Annotated in this window: 22 protein-coding genes; 21 read left to right on the top strand and 1 reads right to left on the bottom strand. The window is 32.4% G+C overall.

What is annotated here, in order from left to right:
* The first annotated feature begins 5 nt into the window (after window positions 1-5).
* Genes DMR38_RS17990 through preA form a run of 5 tightly spaced genes read left to right on the top strand, consistent with a single transcriptional unit; the run spans window position 6 to window position 5,753 of the window.
* Complete coding sequence (locus DMR38_RS17990; RefSeq protein ID WP_127724157.1) at window positions 6-1,232, top strand: Zn-dependent hydrolase; 1,227 nt, start codon at window positions 6-8, stop codon at window positions 1,230-1,232.
* A 48-nt stretch (window positions 1,233-1,280) separates the two neighbouring features.
* Window positions 1,281-2,786, top strand: coding sequence for an NCS1 family nucleobase:cation symporter-1 (locus DMR38_RS17985; RefSeq protein ID WP_127722649.1), 1,506 nt, complete (start codon window positions 1,281-1,283; stop codon window positions 2,784-2,786).
* 23 nt (window positions 2,787-2,809) lie between these two features.
* The gene (hydA, locus tag DMR38_RS17980; RefSeq protein ID WP_127722647.1) at window positions 2,810-4,177 is read left to right on the top strand and encodes a dihydropyrimidinase; all 1,368 of its coding nucleotides are present in this window, start codon (window positions 2,810-2,812) and stop codon (window positions 4,175-4,177) included.
* 18 nt (window positions 4,178-4,195) lie between these two features.
* Window positions 4,196-4,525, top strand: coding sequence for a hypothetical protein (locus DMR38_RS17975; RefSeq protein WP_127722645.1), 330 nt, complete (start codon window positions 4,196-4,198; stop codon window positions 4,523-4,525).
* Window position 4,526: 1 nt separating this feature from the next.
* Window positions 4,527-5,753: an NAD-dependent dihydropyrimidine dehydrogenase subunit PreA gene (gene preA / locus DMR38_RS17970; protein WP_127722643.1), complete on the top strand. Its 1,227-nt coding sequence runs from the start codon at window positions 4,527-4,529 to the stop codon at window positions 5,751-5,753.
* A gap of 72 nt (window positions 5,754-5,825) precedes the next feature.
* Here preA and DMR38_RS17965 read toward each other — a convergent pair whose 3' ends face one another.
* Window positions 5,826-6,443: a TetR/AcrR family transcriptional regulator gene (locus DMR38_RS17965; RefSeq protein ID WP_127722641.1), complete on the bottom strand. Its 618-nt coding sequence runs from the start codon at window positions 6,441-6,443 to the stop codon at window positions 5,826-5,828.
* A 201-nt stretch (window positions 6,444-6,644) separates the two neighbouring features.
* Between DMR38_RS17965 and DMR38_RS17960 the strand changes: the two genes are divergently transcribed.
* The 16 genes from DMR38_RS17960 to DMR38_RS17890 all read left to right on the top strand — a co-directional run bounded on the left by DMR38_RS17960 (window position 6,645) and on the right by DMR38_RS17890 (window position 20,793).
* Window positions 6,645-8,402 carry a GGDEF domain-containing protein gene (locus DMR38_RS17960; protein ID WP_127722639.1) on the top strand — a complete coding sequence of 586 codons (1,758 nt, stop codon included), beginning with the start codon at window positions 6,645-6,647 and terminating at the stop codon, window positions 8,400-8,402.
* A 163-nt stretch (window positions 8,403-8,565) separates the two neighbouring features.
* Complete coding sequence (locus DMR38_RS17955) at window positions 8,566-8,730, top strand: zinc-ribbon domain-containing protein (protein WP_013240204.1); 165 nt, start codon at window positions 8,566-8,568, stop codon at window positions 8,728-8,730.
* A 107-nt stretch (window positions 8,731-8,837) separates the two neighbouring features.
* Window positions 8,838-8,981, top strand: coding sequence for a YitT family protein (locus DMR38_RS22415; RefSeq protein WP_243124353.1), 144 nt, complete (start codon window positions 8,838-8,840; stop codon window positions 8,979-8,981).
* Window positions 8,982-8,998: 17 nt separating this feature from the next.
* Entirely contained in the window at window positions 8,999-9,154 is a 156-nt protein-coding gene (locus DMR38_RS22410; RefSeq protein ID WP_243124351.1) for a YitT family protein, read from the top strand.
* Between the two features lie 148 nt (window positions 9,155-9,302).
* Window positions 9,303-10,058 carry a type I methionyl aminopeptidase gene (map, locus tag DMR38_RS17945; protein ID WP_127722637.1) on the top strand — a complete coding sequence of 252 codons (756 nt, stop codon included), beginning with the start codon at window positions 9,303-9,305 and terminating at the stop codon, window positions 10,056-10,058.
* A 242-nt stretch (window positions 10,059-10,300) separates the two neighbouring features.
* A complete protein-coding gene (locus tag DMR38_RS17940) occupies window positions 10,301-11,563 on the top strand; it encodes a multidrug effflux MFS transporter (protein WP_127722635.1) in 1,263 nt (420 codons plus the stop codon).
* A 522-nt stretch (window positions 11,564-12,085) separates the two neighbouring features.
* Window positions 12,086-13,345, top strand: a complete 1,260-nt coding sequence (locus DMR38_RS17935; protein ID WP_127722633.1) for a double-cubane-cluster-containing anaerobic reductase — start codon at window positions 12,086-12,088, stop codon at window positions 13,343-13,345.
* Between the two features lie 17 nt (window positions 13,346-13,362).
* Complete coding sequence (locus DMR38_RS17930) at window positions 13,363-13,614, top strand: DUF3343 domain-containing protein (RefSeq protein ID WP_127722631.1); 252 nt, start codon at window positions 13,363-13,365, stop codon at window positions 13,612-13,614.
* Between the two features lie 246 nt (window positions 13,615-13,860).
* Window positions 13,861-14,616 carry an acyl-CoA dehydratase activase gene (locus DMR38_RS17925; RefSeq protein ID WP_127722629.1) on the top strand — a complete coding sequence of 252 codons (756 nt, stop codon included), beginning with the start codon at window positions 13,861-13,863 and terminating at the stop codon, window positions 14,614-14,616.
* Between the two features lie 209 nt (window positions 14,617-14,825).
* Window positions 14,826-15,746 (top strand): aspartate carbamoyltransferase, encoded by a 921-nt coding sequence (pyrB, locus tag DMR38_RS17920; RefSeq protein WP_127722627.1) that lies wholly within the window; start codon window positions 14,826-14,828, stop codon window positions 15,744-15,746.
* A gap of 15 nt (window positions 15,747-15,761) precedes the next feature.
* Entirely contained in the window at window positions 15,762-16,199 is a 438-nt protein-coding gene (locus DMR38_RS17915) for an aspartate carbamoyltransferase regulatory subunit (protein ID WP_063556175.1), read from the top strand.
* Window positions 16,200-16,237: 38 nt separating this feature from the next.
* A complete protein-coding gene (gene pyrF / locus DMR38_RS17910; protein ID WP_127722625.1) occupies window positions 16,238-17,107 on the top strand; it encodes an orotidine-5'-phosphate decarboxylase in 870 nt (289 codons plus the stop codon).
* A 91-nt stretch (window positions 17,108-17,198) separates the two neighbouring features.
* Window positions 17,199-17,951 carry a dihydroorotate dehydrogenase electron transfer subunit gene (locus tag DMR38_RS17905; protein ID WP_127722623.1) on the top strand — a complete coding sequence of 251 codons (753 nt, stop codon included), beginning with the start codon at window positions 17,199-17,201 and terminating at the stop codon, window positions 17,949-17,951.
* A 95-nt stretch (window positions 17,952-18,046) separates the two neighbouring features.
* A complete protein-coding gene (locus tag DMR38_RS17900; protein WP_127722621.1) occupies window positions 18,047-18,937 on the top strand; it encodes a dihydroorotate dehydrogenase in 891 nt (296 codons plus the stop codon).
* Between the two features lie 10 nt (window positions 18,938-18,947).
* Window positions 18,948-19,520, top strand: a complete 573-nt coding sequence (gene pyrE / locus DMR38_RS17895; RefSeq protein ID WP_127722619.1) for an orotate phosphoribosyltransferase — start codon at window positions 18,948-18,950, stop codon at window positions 19,518-19,520.
* Between the two features lie 493 nt (window positions 19,521-20,013).
* Window positions 20,014-20,793: a hypothetical protein gene (locus tag DMR38_RS17890; RefSeq protein ID WP_127722617.1), complete on the top strand. Its 780-nt coding sequence runs from the start codon at window positions 20,014-20,016 to the stop codon at window positions 20,791-20,793.
* Window positions 20,794-20,840 lie beyond the last annotated feature (47 nt).

The raw sequence follows: 20,840 nt of genomic DNA, 5'->3' as shown, positions 1-20,840 counted from the left end.
AAGATATGAAAAAAGTTAGTTGTGATAAAGAAAGAATGGAAGATAAAATCACTACTTTTAGTAAATTTGGTGCTACAGGACACGGTGGAATAACAAGGTTATCTTTATCAGAAGCAGCTCTTCAGGCAAGAGCGGAGTTTACGAAGAGAATGAAATCACTAGGTGCAGATATTGTAACAGATGATATGGGAAATATGTATGCTACTTTCAAGGGATTGGAAAACCTGCCTCATATTGCAATGGGATCTCATTGTGATTCAGTAGTACAAGGCGGAAATTATGATGGAATTTTAGGAGTAATGACTGCAATGGAAGCAGCTGAAACTATAGCTAGGGAAAATATTCCTCATCGCCATCCGATTACAGTTATGATATGGACTAACGAAGAAGGAGCACGTTTTGATCCTGCTATGATGTCATCTGGTGTTGTTACTGGCAAATTTGATAAATCAAAGATGCTGGCATCAAAGGACCCAGAAGGCGTAACTTTTGGTGAAGCTTTGGACGCAAGTGGATATAAGGGTGATGAAAAAAATAGAATAAACCCTAAAGACTATATGGCTCTTTTAGAATTGCATATTGAACAGGGACCAGTACTTGAAGCTGCCCAAAAGGATATTGGAGTTGTAGAGGGTGTTGTTGGAATGGTTAACTATGAATTCGAATTTATAGGTCAAGCTGGACATGCAGGAACTGTTCCACAAAAATTAAGAAAAGATGCTCTTTTGGCAGCATCTGAAGCCATTTTATATCTTCACAAGGAACTGGATAAACTTGATGGCAAGTTAGTTTATACTACTGGAAGAATTAACTGCTCACCAAATGTTCATACAATTATACCAGATGACGTTAAATTTACTTTGGATGCAAGACATCAAGATCCAAAAGTAATACAACAGGTAGTTGATATAATTAAGAACATTCCATCCGAACTTGCAGGCTGCAAAGTTAGCTACGAGGAATTGTGGGCACGTAAAACTGTCAGTTTCAATAAAGAATTAGTAAATCTGGTTGAAAAAAATGCAAATCTTTATGGATATTCCAATATGAGAATGTACAGCGGTCCTGGACATGATTCTCAATTTGCAGCTGATATGCTTCCTGTAACTATGATATTTGTTCCAAGCATTGGAGGACACAGCCACTGTGAAATAGAAAAAACTCCTCTTGATAATTGTGTAAAAGGTGCTAATGTACTGCTTCAAACTATACTAGACATCGATAAGATGTAAAAATATCTATTTAGGTATTAATTTATTAAAAGAAAGAGGGGGATCTATATGGAACAGCCAGTAGAAAAAGAAATATATGAATTGGATCAATCCGATACACATGTTACGGAAAGCAAATTATACAATGATGATAACGCACCAGTTCCAGTTAAGGAAAGAACCTGGAATACCTATAATTTCACTGCTCTCTGGATTGGAATGGCTCACTGTATACCTACCTATATGTTAGCAGGAAGCTTGATATCACTGGGAATGAACTGGAAGCAAGCACTATTTACAATTACCCTTGGGAACCTAATAGTTTTAGTACCAATTTTATTGAATGCCCATCCGGGCACTAAATATGGAATTAACTTTCCGGTATTTTCAAGGTTATCCTTTGGGGTATTTGGTGCAAATATACCTGCAATTTTAAGGGCAGTTGTTGCCTGCGGGTGGTTTGGAATAAATACCTATATAGGTGGAAGTGCATTAAATGTATTGTTTTCAGCTGTAATTCCAGGATGGAAAACTCTTGGGGGAAGTTTTCAAATAGCAGGACTTAGTTTGCCGTCTGGTATAACATTTATGATATTCTGGGGCCTTGAGATGTTTGTTATATTCAAAGGCATGGAGCAGCTGAAAAAATTTGAAAACTGGGCAGCTCCACTAGTTATGGTTTTAGCTCTTATTTTGATGGTTTGGGCAGTTAAATTTGCTCACGGCTTTGGACCACTTTTAAGTTCACCAGGCAAATTGCATACCATGAGTGATTTTATGAAAGTATTTCCTGCTTCACTTACCAGTATGGTAGGATTTTGGGCAACACTGTCCCTTAATATACCAGATTTCACAAGATATGCAAAAGGTCAGAAAGAGCAGTTAATAGGACAATCTTTAGGACTTCCTATAACTATGACAGTATTTTCTGCTATGGGTATAATAATAACTTCTGCTACTGCAGTAATATTTGGCAAAAGTATGTGGAGCCCGGTAGATATAATATCGAAATTTTCAAATCCATTTGCGATGTTAGTAGGTTTCTTTGGTATAGTAGTTGCCTCTCTTTCTGTTAATATTGCTGCAAACATTGTTTCACCAGCAAATGATTTTTCAAATGTAGCACCGAAACATATAAGTTTTAAAATGGGAGGGCTTATTACAGGTATTATAGGAATACTCATAATGCCATGGAAGCTTTTAGCAGATCCTAGTGGATATGTGTATACATGGCTTGACACTTATTCTGGAATACTTGGACCTGTAGCTGCAATAATCATATGTGACTACTGGCTTATAAAAAAGACCAAGGTAAATCTTAAAGATCTGTATCTTAAAGAAGGATTGTACACCTATAAGAAAGGGTTTAATCCAAAGGCAATTATTGCACTTGTTTTAGGAATTTTTGCAGCTCTTATAGGCAAAATAGTTCCTAGCTTAAGTGGAATAGTAAATTATGCTTGGTTTGTAGGCTTTGGAGTTTCATTTGCTGTTTATTATTTATTAAGTGCAGGATCTAAAGATTCAGGTAAAATTAATAGCCAGCCTGAAGAATTTGAAGAACAAAGCTTTTAGATTATTTTATGAGGTGATAAATTATGGATTTGATTATAAAAAACGGAATTATAATAACGTCTAAAGACACTTATAAAGCAGACATAGGTATAAAGAATGGAAAAATTGCAGCTATAGGAAAAGAAATTGAGGTCAGTGGAGAAGAGATAATAAATGCGGAAGGAAAATATGTATTACCAGGGGCAATAGATGCACATACACATCTTGAAATGCCCTTTGGGGGCACCATATCTGCAGATAGCTATGAGGCAGGAACGAGAGCTGCTGCCTGTGGAGGTACAACGACAGTTTTTGATTTTGCACTTCAGCAGAAAGGGCACGGCATAATTCAAACAGCTAGGGAACGAGATGAACTCTGTGCACCACAAGCTTGTGTAGATTACGCTTTTCACGTAGTTATATCTGATTTAAGACCAGAAATTTTAGATGAATTTCAAGCCGCAGTAGATTACGGGCTGCCAAGCTTTAAAGTATATATGGTATATAAAAAGGAAGGACTTATGGCAGATGACGGAGTACTTTGCCAGGTACTTGAAAAATCCAAAGAAACAGGAGCACTTATTTCAGTACATGCAGAAAATCCTGATTTAATAGACATAAGAACGGAGAAATATCTGAAAGAAGGTAGAACTTCTGCCTGGTATCACTATATGTCAAGACCTGAATTTGTAGAGGCAGAAGCAGATAAGAGGGCAATACACTGGGCAAAGTCATTAAATGCTCCCCTTTATATAGTACATCTTGCAAACAAGGAAGGTATGGAAGAAGTAAAGAAGGCGAAAGATGAAGGTTATGAAATATATGCAGAAACTTGTCCTCAATATTTATATTTTACAAGTGAAGTTTACAAGAGAGAAGACGGTAGAAATTTTGTATGCTCCCCACCAATGAAAGGAAAAGAAAGTTTAGATGCCCTATGGAAAGGTATAAAAACAGGTGACATTTCTACTATAGCCACAGATCATTGCCCATTTCAAAGCTCTGAAAAAGATTGGGGAAAAGATAATTTTACAAAAATACCCAATGGGTGTATGGGCATAGAAAATATGTATCCATATATGTTGAGCGAAGCAAATAAAGGAAGAATTTCATTTAATAAAGCAGTAGAAGTTTGTAGTGCAAACCCTGCAAAGATATTTGGGTGTGATAATCAAAAGGGTAGTATTGTAATAGGAAAAGATGCTGATATTGTAATCTATGATCCTAAAAAGGAATTTACAATTTCTAAGGATAATATGCATTCTGATGTAGATTATACCATATGGGAAGGAGTTAAATTGAAAGGATATCCAGTTATGACTTTATCAAGAGGAAAGGTTGTATTTAAAGATGGAGAATTTGTAGGAAAACCTGGTTGGGGAAAATTCTTAAAGAGAAAGATAAAGAGATAATTAATAGGAGGACTTAATATGGACAAGAAAAATGATATGAGATTTAGTCAGATAATAGAAGAAGTTTCTAGATGTCTTTTATGTTATGATCCACCTTGCAGCAAAGCATGCCCGGGAGGAAAAAATGCAGCAGACATTATAATGTCTCTAAGATTTAAGAATTATAAAGGAGCCTGTCATAAGTTTATGGATGACTTAGATAAATCTGGTGAATGTGGTCTTGCATGCAATAATAATATGTATTGTCAGAGAAATTGTATAAGGGGAAAAATAGATAGACCCATAAAAATAAGGATGATACACAAATTTCTTCATGAAGAGAGCTTAAAAGTTGAGGAGGTAATTTAAAATGAGAGACCTTTCTATAGAGTTTTGCGGCGTAAAGTGCCAAAATCCATTTTTCTTGTCTTCTTCCGTAATTAGCAATAACTTTGAAATGTGCGCTAAAGCCCTAGATATGGGCTGGGCTGGTGTGGTATTTAAGACTATAGGCTTTTATGTTGCAGATGAGGTATCTCCTAGATTTGATGCAATAGGCAAAGAGAATACTCCTTTTATAGGATTTAAAAATTTGGAGCAGATATCAGAGCATCCTTTAGAATATAATCTAGAATGTATAAGTAAATTGAAGAGAGAATTTAAAGATAAAGTTATTGTTGCATCCATTATGGGAGAAAATGAGAAGCAGTGGACTAAGCTGGCAGAGTTAGTTACAAAAGCAGGTGCAGATATAATTGAATGTAACTTTTCATGCCCTCAGATGGTGGAAGAATCCATGGGCTCAGATGTGGGTCAAAATCCTGAGCTTGTAGAGAAATACTGCAGAGCTGTAAGAAGAGGAACTTCACTTCCTGTACTTGCCAAGATGACTCCTAATATAGGGAATATGGTAATACCTGCAGAAGCTTCAATATATGGCGGCGCAGATGGAATAGCTGCAATAAACACTGTAAAAAGTATAACCAGGGTTGATTTGGATAAGTTCTCACCTTATCCAATAATAAATGGAAAGTCAGCTGTGTCTGGATATTCAGGAAAGGCAATCAAGCCTATAGCTCTTAGATTTATAAGTGACTTGGCTAAGAGTGAAAAGCTAAAGGGAATCCCTATAAGTGGAATAGGTGGAATAGAAACTTGGGAAGATGCAGTAGAATTTTTACTGCTAGGAGCATCTAATATTCAAATTACCACAGCTGTTATGCAATATGGATATAGAATAATAAAAGATTTGATAAGTGGATTATCCTATTATATGGAAGAGAAAAAATTTGAAAAAGTAGAAGACTTAGTGGGATTGGCAGTTAAAAATGTAGTAAATGCAGATAAACTTGAAAGGGAGTATATAATTTATCCTGAATTTAGAGATCACAATTGTGTTGGATGTGGAAGATGTTATATATCTTGTTTTGATGGGGGACATCAAGCTATAAAATGGAACTATGAATCTAGGAAACCACAGCTTATTGAAGATAAATGCGAGGGATGCCATTTATGTGCAAAGGTATGTCCTACTGGAGATATAGTAAGCGGCAGGAAAGTATTTAAAGCTGCAAAAAAAGTTGAGCAGTTAGCTTAGAAATTTAAATAAGTAAGACTATGAGAATTTTAGCTTATAGCCTTATTTTATTTGCAAGAGTTACAGGGCAATTTATATAGTATCATATATTTTTATTATTTTTTCATTCAACATTTTATCAACTAAATCAATGTAATCTCCATCATATTTTATACTATTATTTAATAGCAATACAGAAATACCGTGTACCACACTCCACATGGTTAATATGTCTAAAGATAGATCCTTTTCTTCTGTAGTGTTTTTATATACAGATTTTAGGTAATTAATGGCACTTCTTTTAAATACCTGAAAGGCTCCACCTTCATAGAATGAATTATTATCTTTGCTTATATTTACAGGTTTACTAAAATCACTTAAGAAAATAAATTTAAAATAGTCTGGATTTTCAATCATAAATTTTACATATTGTTTTCCGAGTTCAACAAGTTGTTTTTTTGGATCGGAAGGATATTTATTTACAATTTCACTTAGAGAGTTTTCAAAGCTTTTTGATACTTCCATAATGATTGCAGAAATGAGTTCATCCTTATTTTTAAAATGTTTATAAGGTGCGGTATGGCTCACGCTGCACATTCTAGCTACTTTTCTTAAAGAAAAATCTTCATATCCACTATTGTTTAGAAGCTCAATTCCCTTTTTTATCATTTCTTCTTTTAAGTTGCCATGATGATATTTTCCTTTATCCAATGTTATCTTCCTTTCAAATCAAATTGATATATTTAAGGTAATTATAACCTTTGCCGATCATATAGGCAATGTTGTATTAAACATTGCAGGTGTCAAGTTATTTTTTAACTGATAATTAGAGAATATTTAACTTATGTTTAACTCATATTTAACTTATAAAATGTATACTTTTTTTAAAGTTAAATTAATGGGGTGCTGTAAATGAGTATAGATAATGAACTTAATAAAATATTAGCGGAAGAGAGTATAAGTACAGTTTTTCAACCTATTATTTCTTTAAAAAATGGTTTTGTTATAGGATACGAAGCACTTAGTCGCGGACCTAAAGGTTCACCTTTATATTTTCCAGATAAACTTTTTTCAGCTGCGGAAAAGTATAATAAAACATGGGAACTTGAATTTTTGTGTAGGGTAAAAGCCATTGAAAAGGCAAATTCAATTGATAAAAATAAGCTGCTGTTTATAAACGTAGATCCTAAAATATTTAGAGATGAGAGATTTAAAAGTGGATTTACAAAAGAATTTTTAAAAAAACACAATATGTCTCCGGACTCAATTATCTTTGAAATTACAGAGAAAACTGCTATAGAAGATTATAAAAGTTTCAAAAGTGCTCTTGAAAATTATATTAATCAAGGATATAAAATTGCAATTGATGACACAGGGGCAGGTTATTCAGGGCTTAAAACCCTAATGGAAACAAAACCTAATTATATTAAAATTGATATATCTTTTGTAAAAGATATAGATAAAGATTCATTTAAGCAGGAATTAATGAAAACATTTGTAAACTTAGCTAGAGCTACTCATATGAGACTTATTGCAGAAGGAATCGAAACGAAAGAAGAACTTTTAGCCTTAATTAAAATAGGTGTTTGTGCTGGTCAGGGATATTTCCTTCAAAGACCAGCAGGAACATTTTTAGATATTCCTCAAAATGTAAGAGAAAAAATAATTGATTATAATAAAATACCTGATAACAAAGCTAAATTTGAGAAAAGTTATATTGGAGATATTGCCCGAGAAAACAAAACATTTTCGGTATCAACTAAAAGTGAAAATATAAAAAAATTTTTTGAACAATCAGGTGTTACAGGAGTATGTATAGTAAATGAAAATTTTCCTACAGGTTTAATTATGAAACATAACCTTGATTCTATGCTTGCTACAAAATATGGGATCTCGGTGTTCTTAAAAAGACCTATATCTTTAATTATGGATTGTTCACCACTCATAGTAGATTATTATGATTCAATAAGTGAAGTATCAAAAACTGCAATGGCAAGAGAAAATAGTAAGATTTATGATTATGTAATAGTTACAAAGAATAGCAAATATTGTGGAATTGTAACAGTTAAATGCTTACTTGAATATACAGTGGAATTTGAAAAAAATTATGCAAAAAATCTCAATCCTTTGACTGGACTACCAGGTAATGCTATTATAAATAAAACTCTTAAAGATATGATTGGATATAAAAATAATTTTTTACTTCTTTATGCTGATTTAAATAATTTTAAAGTATATAATGATACCTATGGTTTTGAAAATGGAGATAAGGTATTAAAATTTACTTCAATTTTTTTAGAAAATAAAATCAAGAAGTCTTTCCCATATAATAGCTTTATAGGACACTTAGGAGGAGATGATTTTGTGTGCATAATAGAAGATACTGCTGCTAAATGTTATAAATTATGTGAAGAGATGATCCGGGAATTTGATTTGAAAATACTTAATTTTTTCAATGAAAAAGATAAAGAAAATAATTACATAGAATCTTTTGATCGAAAAGGTAATAAAGATATTTTTCCACTTACATCAATTGCATTTGGAGGAATGTATGGAAATATCAATAGATTTAAAGATGTAGATGAAATTGGTGAATATATGAGCACTTTAAAAAAACAGGCCAAAGGAAATAGGGATAGGAGCAGCTATATAATTGATGAAGTTTATTAAAATGAGGTCAATTATATTGCAAATTAAATACTAGTATGATACACTGAATAAGTATTAGTAATAACTAATGCTTAGATTTGATTAGATGAACAACATATCTCTTTTAGAAATATATTTGTGAATCGTTTTAGATCTTGATTTTTGGAAAAGGAGGTATGTTTAAATGGCAGATAAAACTATAGTTTGCAAAGATTGTGGAGAAGAATTCGTATTCACTGAAGGCGAACAAGAATTTTATAAAGAAAAAGGTTTTGAAAATGAACCTCAGAGATGTCCTGATTGTAGAAGAAAAAGAAAACAACAGAACAACAGAGGATTTAGAAGATAATACGGTGTTTACTAAAGCCCTATAGTTTTATGCTATAGGGCTTTTAAGAGTTATAATAGTTTTTTCCTATTATAAGATGTGATTGTTGATAAAAAGGGGATTTGGCAGTGGTCCAGAGCAATTTTTTTAGTAGAAAAAATACTACATATTATTATATAAAGCAGTATTTTGAAATGATGTTAGGATGTATAATAACAGCTCTTGGGTTTAATTTGTTCTTAAAACCTAATCAAATAGCTTCAGGTGGATAGGAAAACAGTATACATTAATGACCATATATGGTTCTTTAGCTCTGCCTTTATTTATACTTTTTACAACCAATCCTCATGCAGTTACATTAAATCCACTATTAGGCTGTATATATGGAGGGTTACTATCTGGCATAGGACTTGGCTTGGTAAATAGATGTGATATAAATTTATAGTGAATTATTGTTAAAGTTTATAATATAAAACTGTAGAAAATATGTGAACTGTAGTATATAATAATTAATAATTGACAACGGTTTTTTGTAGATTAATATGGTAAAATAGAAATAGGTATGGATAAATTTTAAGATAGAGGCGAGAAATTTGATAGATATAAAAACTGAAAAAGAAATAGGATATATGGCTGCAGCAGGGAAAATACTAGCATCGTGTCACAAAGAAATTAGAAAAATGATTAAGCCAGGTATAACTACTATGGAAATAGATGCTTTTACGGAGAAATATTTAAAAGAAAATGGGGCAACCCCTGAGCAAAAAGGTTATATGGGTTTTCCGTATGCTACCTGTGCTTCAGTAAATGATGAGATCTGTCATGGATTTCCAAGCAATAAACCTTTAAAAGAAGGAGATATTGTAACTATAGACATGGTTGTAAATTTAAATGGATGGTTGGCTGATTCTGCATGGTCCTATGCAGTAGGAAATATATCTAAGGAAGCTGAGGACCTTATGAAGGTTACAAAAGAATGTCTTTACAGAGGTATAAAAAAAGCTGTTGTTGGAAATAGAATAGGCGACATAGGGCACGAAATACAAAGCTATGCAGAGCCACTAGGATATTCAGTAGTAAGAGATTATACAGGACATGGCATAGGGAAAGTAATGCATGATGATGTATGTGTACCTCATTATGGTAAGCCGGGAAGAGGACTTAAACTTAGAGAGGGTATGGTAATTACTATAGAACCTATGATAGATATAGGTACTTATTCAACTGTAGTAGATAGTAATAATTGGACAGCGCGTACTGCGGATGGAAGTCTTTCAGCACAGTATGAGCATACCCTTGCTATAACTAAAAATGGACCTATCATTTTAACTGATCAAGACAGCATTTAAAAAGTAGAAATTAAGCAGCCGTGGATGAGTATCAGCAGTACATGACATTATTCACGGCTGTATATTTTTAATGATTGGAAAATAGTGAAATCTGAATTAATTCACAAATTATAATTGATTATTTCATATTATAAATTATGTTATGATTTGCTATATATGATAAATGACATATATAGATTGACATAATAGCCCGTAGGGCTTATTTTTATACGCTAATATATAAATCTGAAAGGAAGGTATTTATGGTAAAAAGTGATATGTCAAAATTATCTCAAAATGATGAAGTAAAACAAAAATATCTAGGAAATAAAGGTCTTATAATTCTTATCTCTTTATTAAGTGCTTTTGTGCCTTTATCTACGGATCTTTATCTTCCAGCTCTACCTATGATGTCTGAATATTTCCACGTATCACAGGCTGTTACTAATCTTACGCTTATAATGTTTTTTGTATTTTTTAGCATAGGCATGCTTGTTTTTGGCCCTTTAAGTGATAAATACGGGCGTAAACCAGTACTTATTATGGGCCTTATATTTTATTTAATAGGAAGTATAATGTGTGTATTTTCTGCCAATATGACCCTTTTAATATTTTCTAGAATTATTCAAGCTGTTGGAGGAAGTGCAGCTAGTGCAGTGGCTACAGCTATTGTTAAAGATGTTTACAGCGGCAAAAAACGAGAATCAGTTTTATCTATTGTTCAATCTATGACAGTAATTTCTCCAGCTGTAGCACCAGTTTTAGGTTCATGGACTTTAAAAGTAACTTCATGGAGAGGAATATTTGTAGGTCTTGCCCTTATAGGAGTAGCATCTCTAGTAGGATCTATATTGCTAAATGAAACCTTAACAAGTTACAATAAAGGTACAGTAATGCAGACATTGGGAAGGTTAGGCGTAGTACTTAAGAATCCAGGATTTTTTTCTATGTTACTTATATTTTCCGTAGTAAATATAGCATGTATGGCCTTTATATCTGCCTCATCTTATATATATCAAGATGGTTTTAAGCTTACAAGTGAAGTATACAGTTACTATTTTACTTTAAATGCAGTGGGAATGTTATTTGGTCCATTCCTCTATCTTAAGCTTGCAGGCCATCTTAAACGTGAATTTATTATTGATGCTTGTTTTATTGTAATGATAGCCAGCGGTATATTAGTTTGTATATTTGATAACAGCAAACCTTGGGTATTTGCGTTAGCTCTCTTGCCTTCTACTATAGCATCATGCTGTATGCGTCCGCCAAGTACTAATTTGATGCTTGAGCAGCAGCAGAACGATACAGGTTCAGCATCCTCGCTTATAGGTGGATTTGCAATGATTATGGGAAGCGTAGGCATGGTTATTGTTTCATTTAATTGGACCAATCAAGTTTTTGTAATAGGAGCTCTAAATGTAGTAATAGGACTAATTTGTGGAGTTGGATGGAAATTGGCTTATAAAAAACCATATGTAAGACATTTTTCTGAAATAGATATGGAACAGTATGATGTAGCAAAATAGGGAGAGTTTCTAAATAAAAATGAGCATATACTCCGAATATTTTTTGCAACCTTCAGCTTGGTTAAATATTTTGATAAGTCTAAGCAACTAATTTACAATTCACGATGCACAATTCACAATTAATGATGATTTTCTGTTGTTGCAGAAAATCTAAAGATTTAAAGTTGGTAGTATTTAATTTTTAGATTTTTAATAACACTTGCGGAAAAAAATGTACTGAAATTGTGAACTGTGAATTGTGAACTGTGAATTGTGAACTGACAATTAAGACTTATATACAAAATATTTAAAAGAGCTTCATTATTGTAAACATGTTTATTTTTCAAAGTAACACCTTAGAGATTTCAATTAAAACTTGTTATTATGTGATTTGGTATAAGACAACTTTCAATCTAGGAAGAATGTATAAAAATATATTATAGTTGCTGCTATAACTATTTGTAAATCAAATCAACGGATAGAGTTAAATGTGATATTATAAAATTAAATGTTATAATATCTAGAGTTAAGGGGGAATATGTAGTGGCAGATTATAGAGAATTGTGGAGTAAATTAGGAATAGATTTAGAAAAGCATGATAAATTATGCGCGGTACTTCCAGAATTATATAGTGGTGTTTATTTAAACCAAAAAAATAGGCCAGAGGGAATGAATTATTTTAATCTTGTAGTAGCTGAAGTCCATGGATTAAGGATACAGGAACTGGACGACTATAAAGCACAAGGTGGAAAGGTAGTAGGAACATTTTGTGTGTTTGTTCCTGATGAAGTTATACTTGCAGCAAAAGCAATAGGGGTAGGTCTTTGCTCAGGCTCCCAATTTTGGGTTGAAGATGGTGAAAAGGTTTTACCAAGGAACCTATGTCCTTTAATTAAGGCACTTATGGGTGCAAAAGTTGGAGGGACGTGTCCATATTTTCAATCGTGTGATATGCTAATTGGAGAAACAACCTGTGATGGAAAGAAAAAAGCCTGGGAAATATTAAATGACTATGTTCCAGTTCATGTTATGGAATTACCACAGATGAAAAGAGAAAAAAATTGTAAGGCTTGGGAAGAAGAAATAAAGGAATTTATAAGCAAGATGGAAGAACTTACTGGCAATAAGATAACAGTAGAAAGTTTAAGACAGGGCATAAAGACTGCAAATGCGAAGAGAAGGGCACTTAAAAGATTATATAATTTGAGAAAATATAAGCCGTCTCCAATAAGTGGATTAGATGTTTTATTGATATCACAAATTGCTTTCTATGATGATCCAGATAGATTTGTAGAAAAATTAAATGAACTATGCGACGAATTGGATAAAAGAGTTAAAAAAGGTGTAGACGAGGGCAAAAAAAGAATCATGATAACAGGGACCCCAATGGCACTGCCTAACTGGAAACTTCATTCGATTATAGAAGGGTTAAATGCACAGGTAGTAGTTGAAGAAACATGTACAGGAACTAGATATTTTGAAAATGAAGTTTGTGAAGAGGGAAAAACTATAGACGATTTAGTAAAAAATTTGGCTGACAGATATATGAAGATAAACTGTGCCTGCTTTACTCCAAATACAGGAAGAATTGATGATATAATAAAATATGTAGATGAATATCATGTAGATGGAGTAATTGATTTTAATCTTTCATTTTGCCATACTTATGCAGTAGAACATAAGGATGTAGAAAAAGTGTTAAAAGAAAAAGGTATACCTTTAATCCAGATAGAAACGGATTATTCTACAGAGGATTCAGGACAGATAAAAACAAGAGTAGAGGCATTTTTAGAGATGATATAATGTAGGAGATTTATAGTATGGGCAATAAAAGATACTATATACTTTTTCCATCTCATACTGAAGGGATGAAGATGGAAAAAGTATTAAAAGGGAGTAAATTAGAATATACAATTGTGCCTACACCTAGGGAAATTTCATCCTGCTGCGGCATATCTATAATGTATAACAAGAAGGATGAAGAAGAAATAAAGCTTATGGCACAACAGCATAATGTGAAAACTTTAGGTTTTCACTGTGTAGATAAAAAAATTGTAAATCCCTATTTATAGTTAACTCAACTTTTTTAGTTAATAGTTAAGAATGAAGAATTAATAGTTATTGTGGATTTTTTTCCTTACACTACAAAAAATCTTTAATTAAATCTTTGGTGGCTCGTTTCGCTAAAGCGAAACATGGCTGGTTTATGACTGGTTCTTATAAATTAAAAGATTTTTTGTGATAGCTAAAAATCATCATTCACTATAAACTTTTAATTATTAATTATTAATTTATCTTAATATAAAAGGTGGAATTTTGTGATTTACGTAGGTATAGACATAGGTTCTACTGCTTCAAAAGTTTGTATATATGACAGTGGAATTAAGGAAACATTTGCACTTCCAACAGGTTGGAGCAGTGTAAAAACTGCTGGTGTTATAAAAGATAGACTAAAAAAAATGGGAATAGGGAAAGATAATTGCAAAATAGTAGCTACGGGGTATGGAAGAGTATCTGTTCCCTATGCTAATAAAACTATAACTGAGATTACTTGCCATGGAAAAGGTGCTTATTACCTTTTAAAAGATGACTGTACGATAATCGATATAGGTGGTCAAGACACCAAGATAATTACTATAAAAGGTGGTAAGGTTACTAATTTCACTATGAATGACAAATGTGCAGCAGGTACAGGAAGATTCCTAGAGCTAATGGCTGGTACTTTAGGGTTTACCATAGATGAATTGTGTGAAAAAGCTAAAAGTGGAAATGGAGTTACTATAAGTTCTATGTGTACTGTATTTGCTGAATCTGAAATAACAAGTTTAATTGGAAATGGTACTAGGAGAGAAGATATAGCTTTTGGAGTAGTTGATTCTATTACAAGTAAAGTAAAATCTTTATGTCAAAAGCATGGAGAAGGATTTAATTATTTTTTAACTGGTGGTTTAAGTCAAAATGAGTATATAATAAACATTCTTTCTGAAAAGTTAAGATCACCTGTTAAAAGCAATAAATTTGGAAGATATGCAGGTGCTATTGGAGCAGCTATTTCAGCTTCAAAATTAAAATAGTATGTTGACTTTGATTTGAAACTGTGATATTCTAAATACAGTAAAAATTAAACAGTGAAAGACCTTTAAAACTAGTCCTGTGAGACTAGGAAGGCATATGTAGAATATAAAAATTATTATATTATGGTATAATAATGCCTTCCTTAAAGGAAGGCATTTTTTTACACCTTTAAATTTAGCACGGAGAGGCTGAGAAGGAGGAATTATTAATGTTAAAAGGAAGACATCTAATAGATATAATGGATTTTTCAATAGAAGAATTAGATGAGATATTCAAGCTTGCAAATGAAATAATTTTAAAGGAGAAGGATTTTTCAAAGGTATGTGATGGAAAGCTTCTAGCAACCTTGTTTTATGAACCAAGTACTAGAACTAGGCTTAGTTTTGAATCTGCTATGATTAGGTTAGGTGGAAAGGTAGTAGGTTTTTCAGAACCTAATTCAAGCTCTGTTTCAAAAGGTGAAAGTATAGCAGATACAATAAGGGTAATTGGATGTTATGCAGATATTATAGCTATGAGGCATCCTAAAGAAGGTGCACCTAAGATTGCATCTATGTATTCTACAGTACCTGTTATAAATGCAGGAGACGGTGGTCACCAACACCCAACACAAACACTTACAGATCTTTTAACCATTAAATCTATAAAAGGAACGTTATCCAATCTAAAAATAGGCTGCTGCGGTGATTTGAAGTTTGGAAGAACAGTACACTCACTCATAAACGCCATGTCTAGATATGAAAACAATAGTTTTACTCTTATATCCCCAGAAGAATTGAAAGTACCTGATTATGTTAAGAAGGAATTAAATAGAAAAGGTGTTAACTACAGCGAAACTAAAAATTTGGAAGATGCTATAGGTTCTCTTGACATACTTTATATGACCAGAGTACAGAAAGAAAGATTTTTTAATGAAGAAGATTATATAAGACTTAAAGATATATATATATTAAGCAAAGATAAAATGTCTAAAGCGGGTAAAGATATGATAGTACTTCACCCACTTCCAAGAGTAAATGAAATTCCATATGAAATAGATAGTGATCCGAGAGCTTGTTACTTTAAACAAGTTAAATATGGTATGTATGTGAGAATGGCATTAATGCTGAAATTACTTGGAATTAGGTAGGGGAGGAAGATAAATATGCTTACAATAAATAGTGTAAAGAATGGTATCGTAATTGACCATATAAGAGCAGGATACGGAATGAAAATATTTAATTACCTGGAACTAAACAAGGCAAAGTATTCTGTGGCACTTATAATGAATGCGGTAAGTGAAAAATTAGGAAGAAAAGATATAATCAAAATAGAAAATAATTTGGAACTGGATTTTACAGTACTTGGATTTATAGATCCTAATATTACAATTGATATAATAAAAGATGAAAAAATATATAAAAAGATAAAATTAAAACTTCCAGATAAAATTGAAAATATAATAGAATGCAAAAACCCAAGATGTGTTACTTCTGTAGAAAAAAATATACCTCATATATTTAATCTGGTGGACGAAAAAACAGGGTCCTATAGATGTGAATACTGTGACCAGATATATGAGAATTTATCGAAATATCTTTAAAACAAAGAAAAGTTATATATTTAAAGAGGGGGCTCTTTATGATTATAGATAAATTGTACGAGGATGTTTTAAAAAAGGGAAATGTATGTGTGGGACTAGATACTGCCTTAGAATATATACCAAAACATGTGCTAAATTCAAATAAAAATATAGAAGATGCTGTATTTGAATTTAATAAAACTATAATAGACAGTACTTGCGATGTAGCAGCCTGTTATAAAGTACAAATTGCATACTATGAAGCCTTGGGTATGGAAGGACTCAGGGCCTATAGTAAAACCTTGAAGTATATAAGAAATAAGAAGGTTTTAACGATTGCAGATATCAAAAGAGGAGATATAGCAAAAACAGCAGAAATGTATGCAAAGGCACATTTTAAAGGTGAATTTGAAAGTGATTTCATAACTTTAAATCCTTATATGGGATTTGATACATTAGAACCCTATTTACCTTATATTGAAAATGACAATAAGGGAATGTTTGTGCTTATACGTACGTCAAATAGAGGAGCAGAAGATATTCAATATATAGATACTAAAGAAGATAAAAAACTTTACAATATAGTAGGAGAAAAAGTAAATTTTCTTGGAAAGAAATATTTAGGAGACTGTGGCTATAGTTCCATAGGTGGGGTAATAGGGTGTACTCATCAAGAAGAGGGAGTACAGCTTAGGAGGAATTTAGACAGTGTATTTTTCTTAATACCTGGATATGGAGCCCAAGGGGGAACAGCACAAGACATTGCTGCTTATCTTAAAGAGGGCAACGGCGGTGTAGTGAATTCTTCAAGAGGAATACTTCTAGCATATAGAAAAAGGGAAAATGGTGAAAAGAATTATGGAGAATGTGCTAGAGAAGAGTGTATTAGGATTAGAGATGATATATTTAAGGTATTTTCAAAGAAATAACCAGTCAGTATGCTAGTGTATTTTTGACTTGCTGTTTTCTTTCAAATGCCTTAAGGTATCAAAAAATATTTAGAAATGGAGAAGAAATGCATTGAAAAATGAGTTAAGCTATACCACTGAAAAAGTATATAAAAATGAAAAAACAGCTGAAGGTATTTATAAACTTGAAATTCACGGAAAACTTAAGGGCAAACCAGGTCAGTTTTATATGCTGAGATGTTGGGAACTAGAACCGCTGCTTTCAAGGCCTATAAGCATACATTATTTAGATACAAATAAAATAGTTTTCTTATATCAAGTAGTAGGGGAAGGTACTGAAAAGTTAAGCAAATTGAAAGCTGGCGATGAAATAAAACTTCTAGGGCCTTTGGGAAATGGATTTGATATAGAGGATTTGAAGACAAAAACTGCTATTATTGCAGGAGGTATAGGAATTGCCCCAATGTTTTATCTTGCTCAAAGTATAAGAAAACAACATGAGAATTGTAAATTAGATCTTTATGCTGGTTTTAGAGATAGTGTGTATTCTATAGATAAATTTAAACCTTTTGTAGATGACATACACATTTCTACAGAAACGGGAAGTCAGGGTACAAAGGGCTATGTAACTGATGAATTTAGGCCTGAACTCTATGATACTGTATTATGCTGTGGACCGGAAGTCATGATGAAAAAAGTAATAAGTATGTGTAGAAAAAAGCAGGTAACCGTATATGTTTCAATGGAAAATCGTATGGCCTGTGGAGTGGGAGCATGTCTTGTATGTACTTGCAGTACTATTAAAGGTAATAAACGAGCATGCAAAGATGGACCAGTTTTCTTAGGAAGCGATATAGTATTGTAATGCTTTAAGGCATTTTTAAAGGAATAAGTAGTCAGTATACTGGACTATTTTCTTTCAAGTGCCTAAATATATAAGGGGAAAGGAAGTTTAACCAATTGATAGATATATGCGGTGTGAATTTAAAAAATCCTGTAATCGGAGCATCTGGAACCTTTGGATTTGGTGAAGAATATAATCAAATTTATAATGTATCAAAATTGGGAGGAATATGTTCTAAGGGTCTTACATTAAAAAGAAAAGAAGGAAATGACGGCATAAGAAGCTATGAAACTAAAGCAGGTATATTAAATAGTGTGGGACTTCAAAATCCAGGAGTAGAACATTTTATAAATTTTGAACTTCCTAAAATGAAAAAATTTAATACAGTTGTTATAGCTAACATAGGCGGAAGTACTATAAATGATTATGTTGAATCCGTGGAGAAGCTAAGTAGCTCGGATGTAGACATTATAGAATTGAACATATCTTGCCCTAATGTAAAAAGTGGGGGTATGGCTTTTGGAATAAAATCGAAGGTAGCTTATGAAATAGTAAGTGCTGTAAGGAAAGTCTGCAAAAAACCACTTATGGTGAAGTTATCTCCTAATGCTGAAGATATAGTAGATATGGCTTATAAGTGCTGCGATGCAGGAGCGGATAGCTTATCCCTTGTAAATACATTTAAGGCTATGGCTGTAGATATTAAAAATAGGAAGGCAGTATTTAATAATATAACTGCCGGATTGTCAGGTCCGGCAATAAAACCTATTGCATTAAGAATGGTATATGAAGTTTCAAAAGCTGTAAAAGTTCCTGTAGTTGGAATAGGTGGAATAGTAAGCTTTCAAGATGCGATAGAATTTATAATGGCAGGAGCTTCTGCCATTCAGGTAGGTACTGCAAACTTTATAAAACCAGATATATGTTTAGATATAATAGATGGTATAGATAAATACATGAAAGATGAAAATATAAAAGATTTAAGTGAAATCAGAGGAATAATTTAGGAGGATAGCTATGGATAATTTAGTTGTAAATACATTGAAAGAAGTGGGAGCACTTTTGGAAGGACATTTTTTACTTTCTTCAGGAAAACACAGTAATAGGTATTGTCAGTGTGCAAAACTTTTACAGTATCCTGACAAGGCAAAAGATGTAATAGCAGTTATTGCAGACAAATTAGAGAATGTTGACTATGATAAAATAGTTGGACCTGCAATGGGAGGAATATTAGTTTCCTATGAACTTGCAAGGCAAACGGGTAAGCCAGGAATATTTGCTGAAAGGCAAAATGGAAATATGACTATAAGAAGAGGCTTTGAAATAAAAGAGGGAGAAAAAATTATAATTTCCGAAGATGTAGTAACTACAGGAAAATCCTCTGTAGAGGTTGCTAAAGTAATCCAGAAGTTAGGTGGAGAGGTTGTAGGTATATGCTGCATAGTAGACAGAAGAGCGGAAGGTGTTAAAATAGAATACCCAATTTATAGTGCAGTAAAACTTAATATAAATACTTATGATAAGGAAAATTGTCCTATGTGTAAGCAAGGACAAGAATATGTAAAGCCTGGAAGTAGAGTATTCAAATAAATATGAAATAATCAATTTACAATGCGCGATGCACAATTCACAATTAAGGATAGATTTTTTGTTGCACAGAAAATCTAAGAATTTAATATTTATATTACTTAGTTTTTAGATTTTTCATAACACTCACGGAGAAAAATCCACAGAAATTGTGAACTGTGAATTGATTACTTAAAAATAAGCCTATTTCTATAGCACATTAACTGTGTTTTTAGGAATAGGCTTATTTAAGTAAATGGCTTAAATTTGCCTTTCACAATTTTATGGAGTTTTACAAAAAATTATTACTATTTATAAGATTTTTGAGGTATAATAAGTAATGAATTCCTACAATATTATTTATTATATACATGAAGGATTATAATGATTTTTCACTGCGTATAATTTTATATAATGGATAATCCTTTGGGAATATTAATCAGGGAATCACCGCTTTTTATAATGGGTGATTTAACTTCCCATAGTTATTAATACTAAGTATAGGAGGAGTTTTTTAGTGGGTAAACCAAGTATTTTTAGCAAAGAATATGAAAAGAAAATGCAGCGGCATAAGAGAAATAAAGTTATACTTGTTGTAGCATGTCTGATGGTAGCAGTGTTAGTTGTAGTTTACATAAGGGGAGCATTTAGAGATGTAGTAAAGGAAACAAGTAAAGTAAAGAACAATATTGTTTCTGAAAACAAACAGACAAAGAATAATGCGGATAGCCAAAAATCATCTCAACCAAATACTCAAACTAAGTCTAAGGATTTAGCAAGTCAGAATTCATATAAAATAAAATTGAGTAGTGGAAAAGATGTAAGTTTAATATATCAAGGTAAGGGTAATGATAAAGTATTTAAGGCAGATAGCAGCGGTACATATGATGTAAGTCCATCAGGTAAGAATGCACTTTTGTTTGATGATAAATCTCAGAGTATATTGTTAGTGGATGCAAGTGGAAATAAGCAGGATATAACAAATCCTCAATATGTATCTACTACAGGAACTGTAATAGCAAAAGATTCTCAATTAACTAATAATCCAGGATATGTATGGTGTTCTTCACCTAAATTTATAGATGACAATAATATTGCATATGTAAGCCAACTTCCATGGATTGGGAAAACTACGAAATACGTGTGGATAGAAAGCTTGCAGAATAAAAATCATGTTATGGTTCAGAATATAGAAGGTGAAGATATAAAATTTCAGGGAATAAATGAAAAGGGACTTACGGCTATTGTAGATGGTAAAACTGTTTACTTAACGGCATCAGGTTCCGTTACCCAGTAGAAGGTGCAGCCTTCTACTGGTTATTTTTGCAATGGAAGTATATGATA

The organism is Clostridium sp. AWRP (assembly GCF_004006395.2).
GTDB lineage: Bacteria > Bacillota > Clostridia > Clostridiales > Clostridiaceae > Clostridium_B.
The sequence above is the reverse complement of the archived record's forward strand: the minus strand, read 5'-3'. Positions and strand labels throughout refer to the sequence as shown.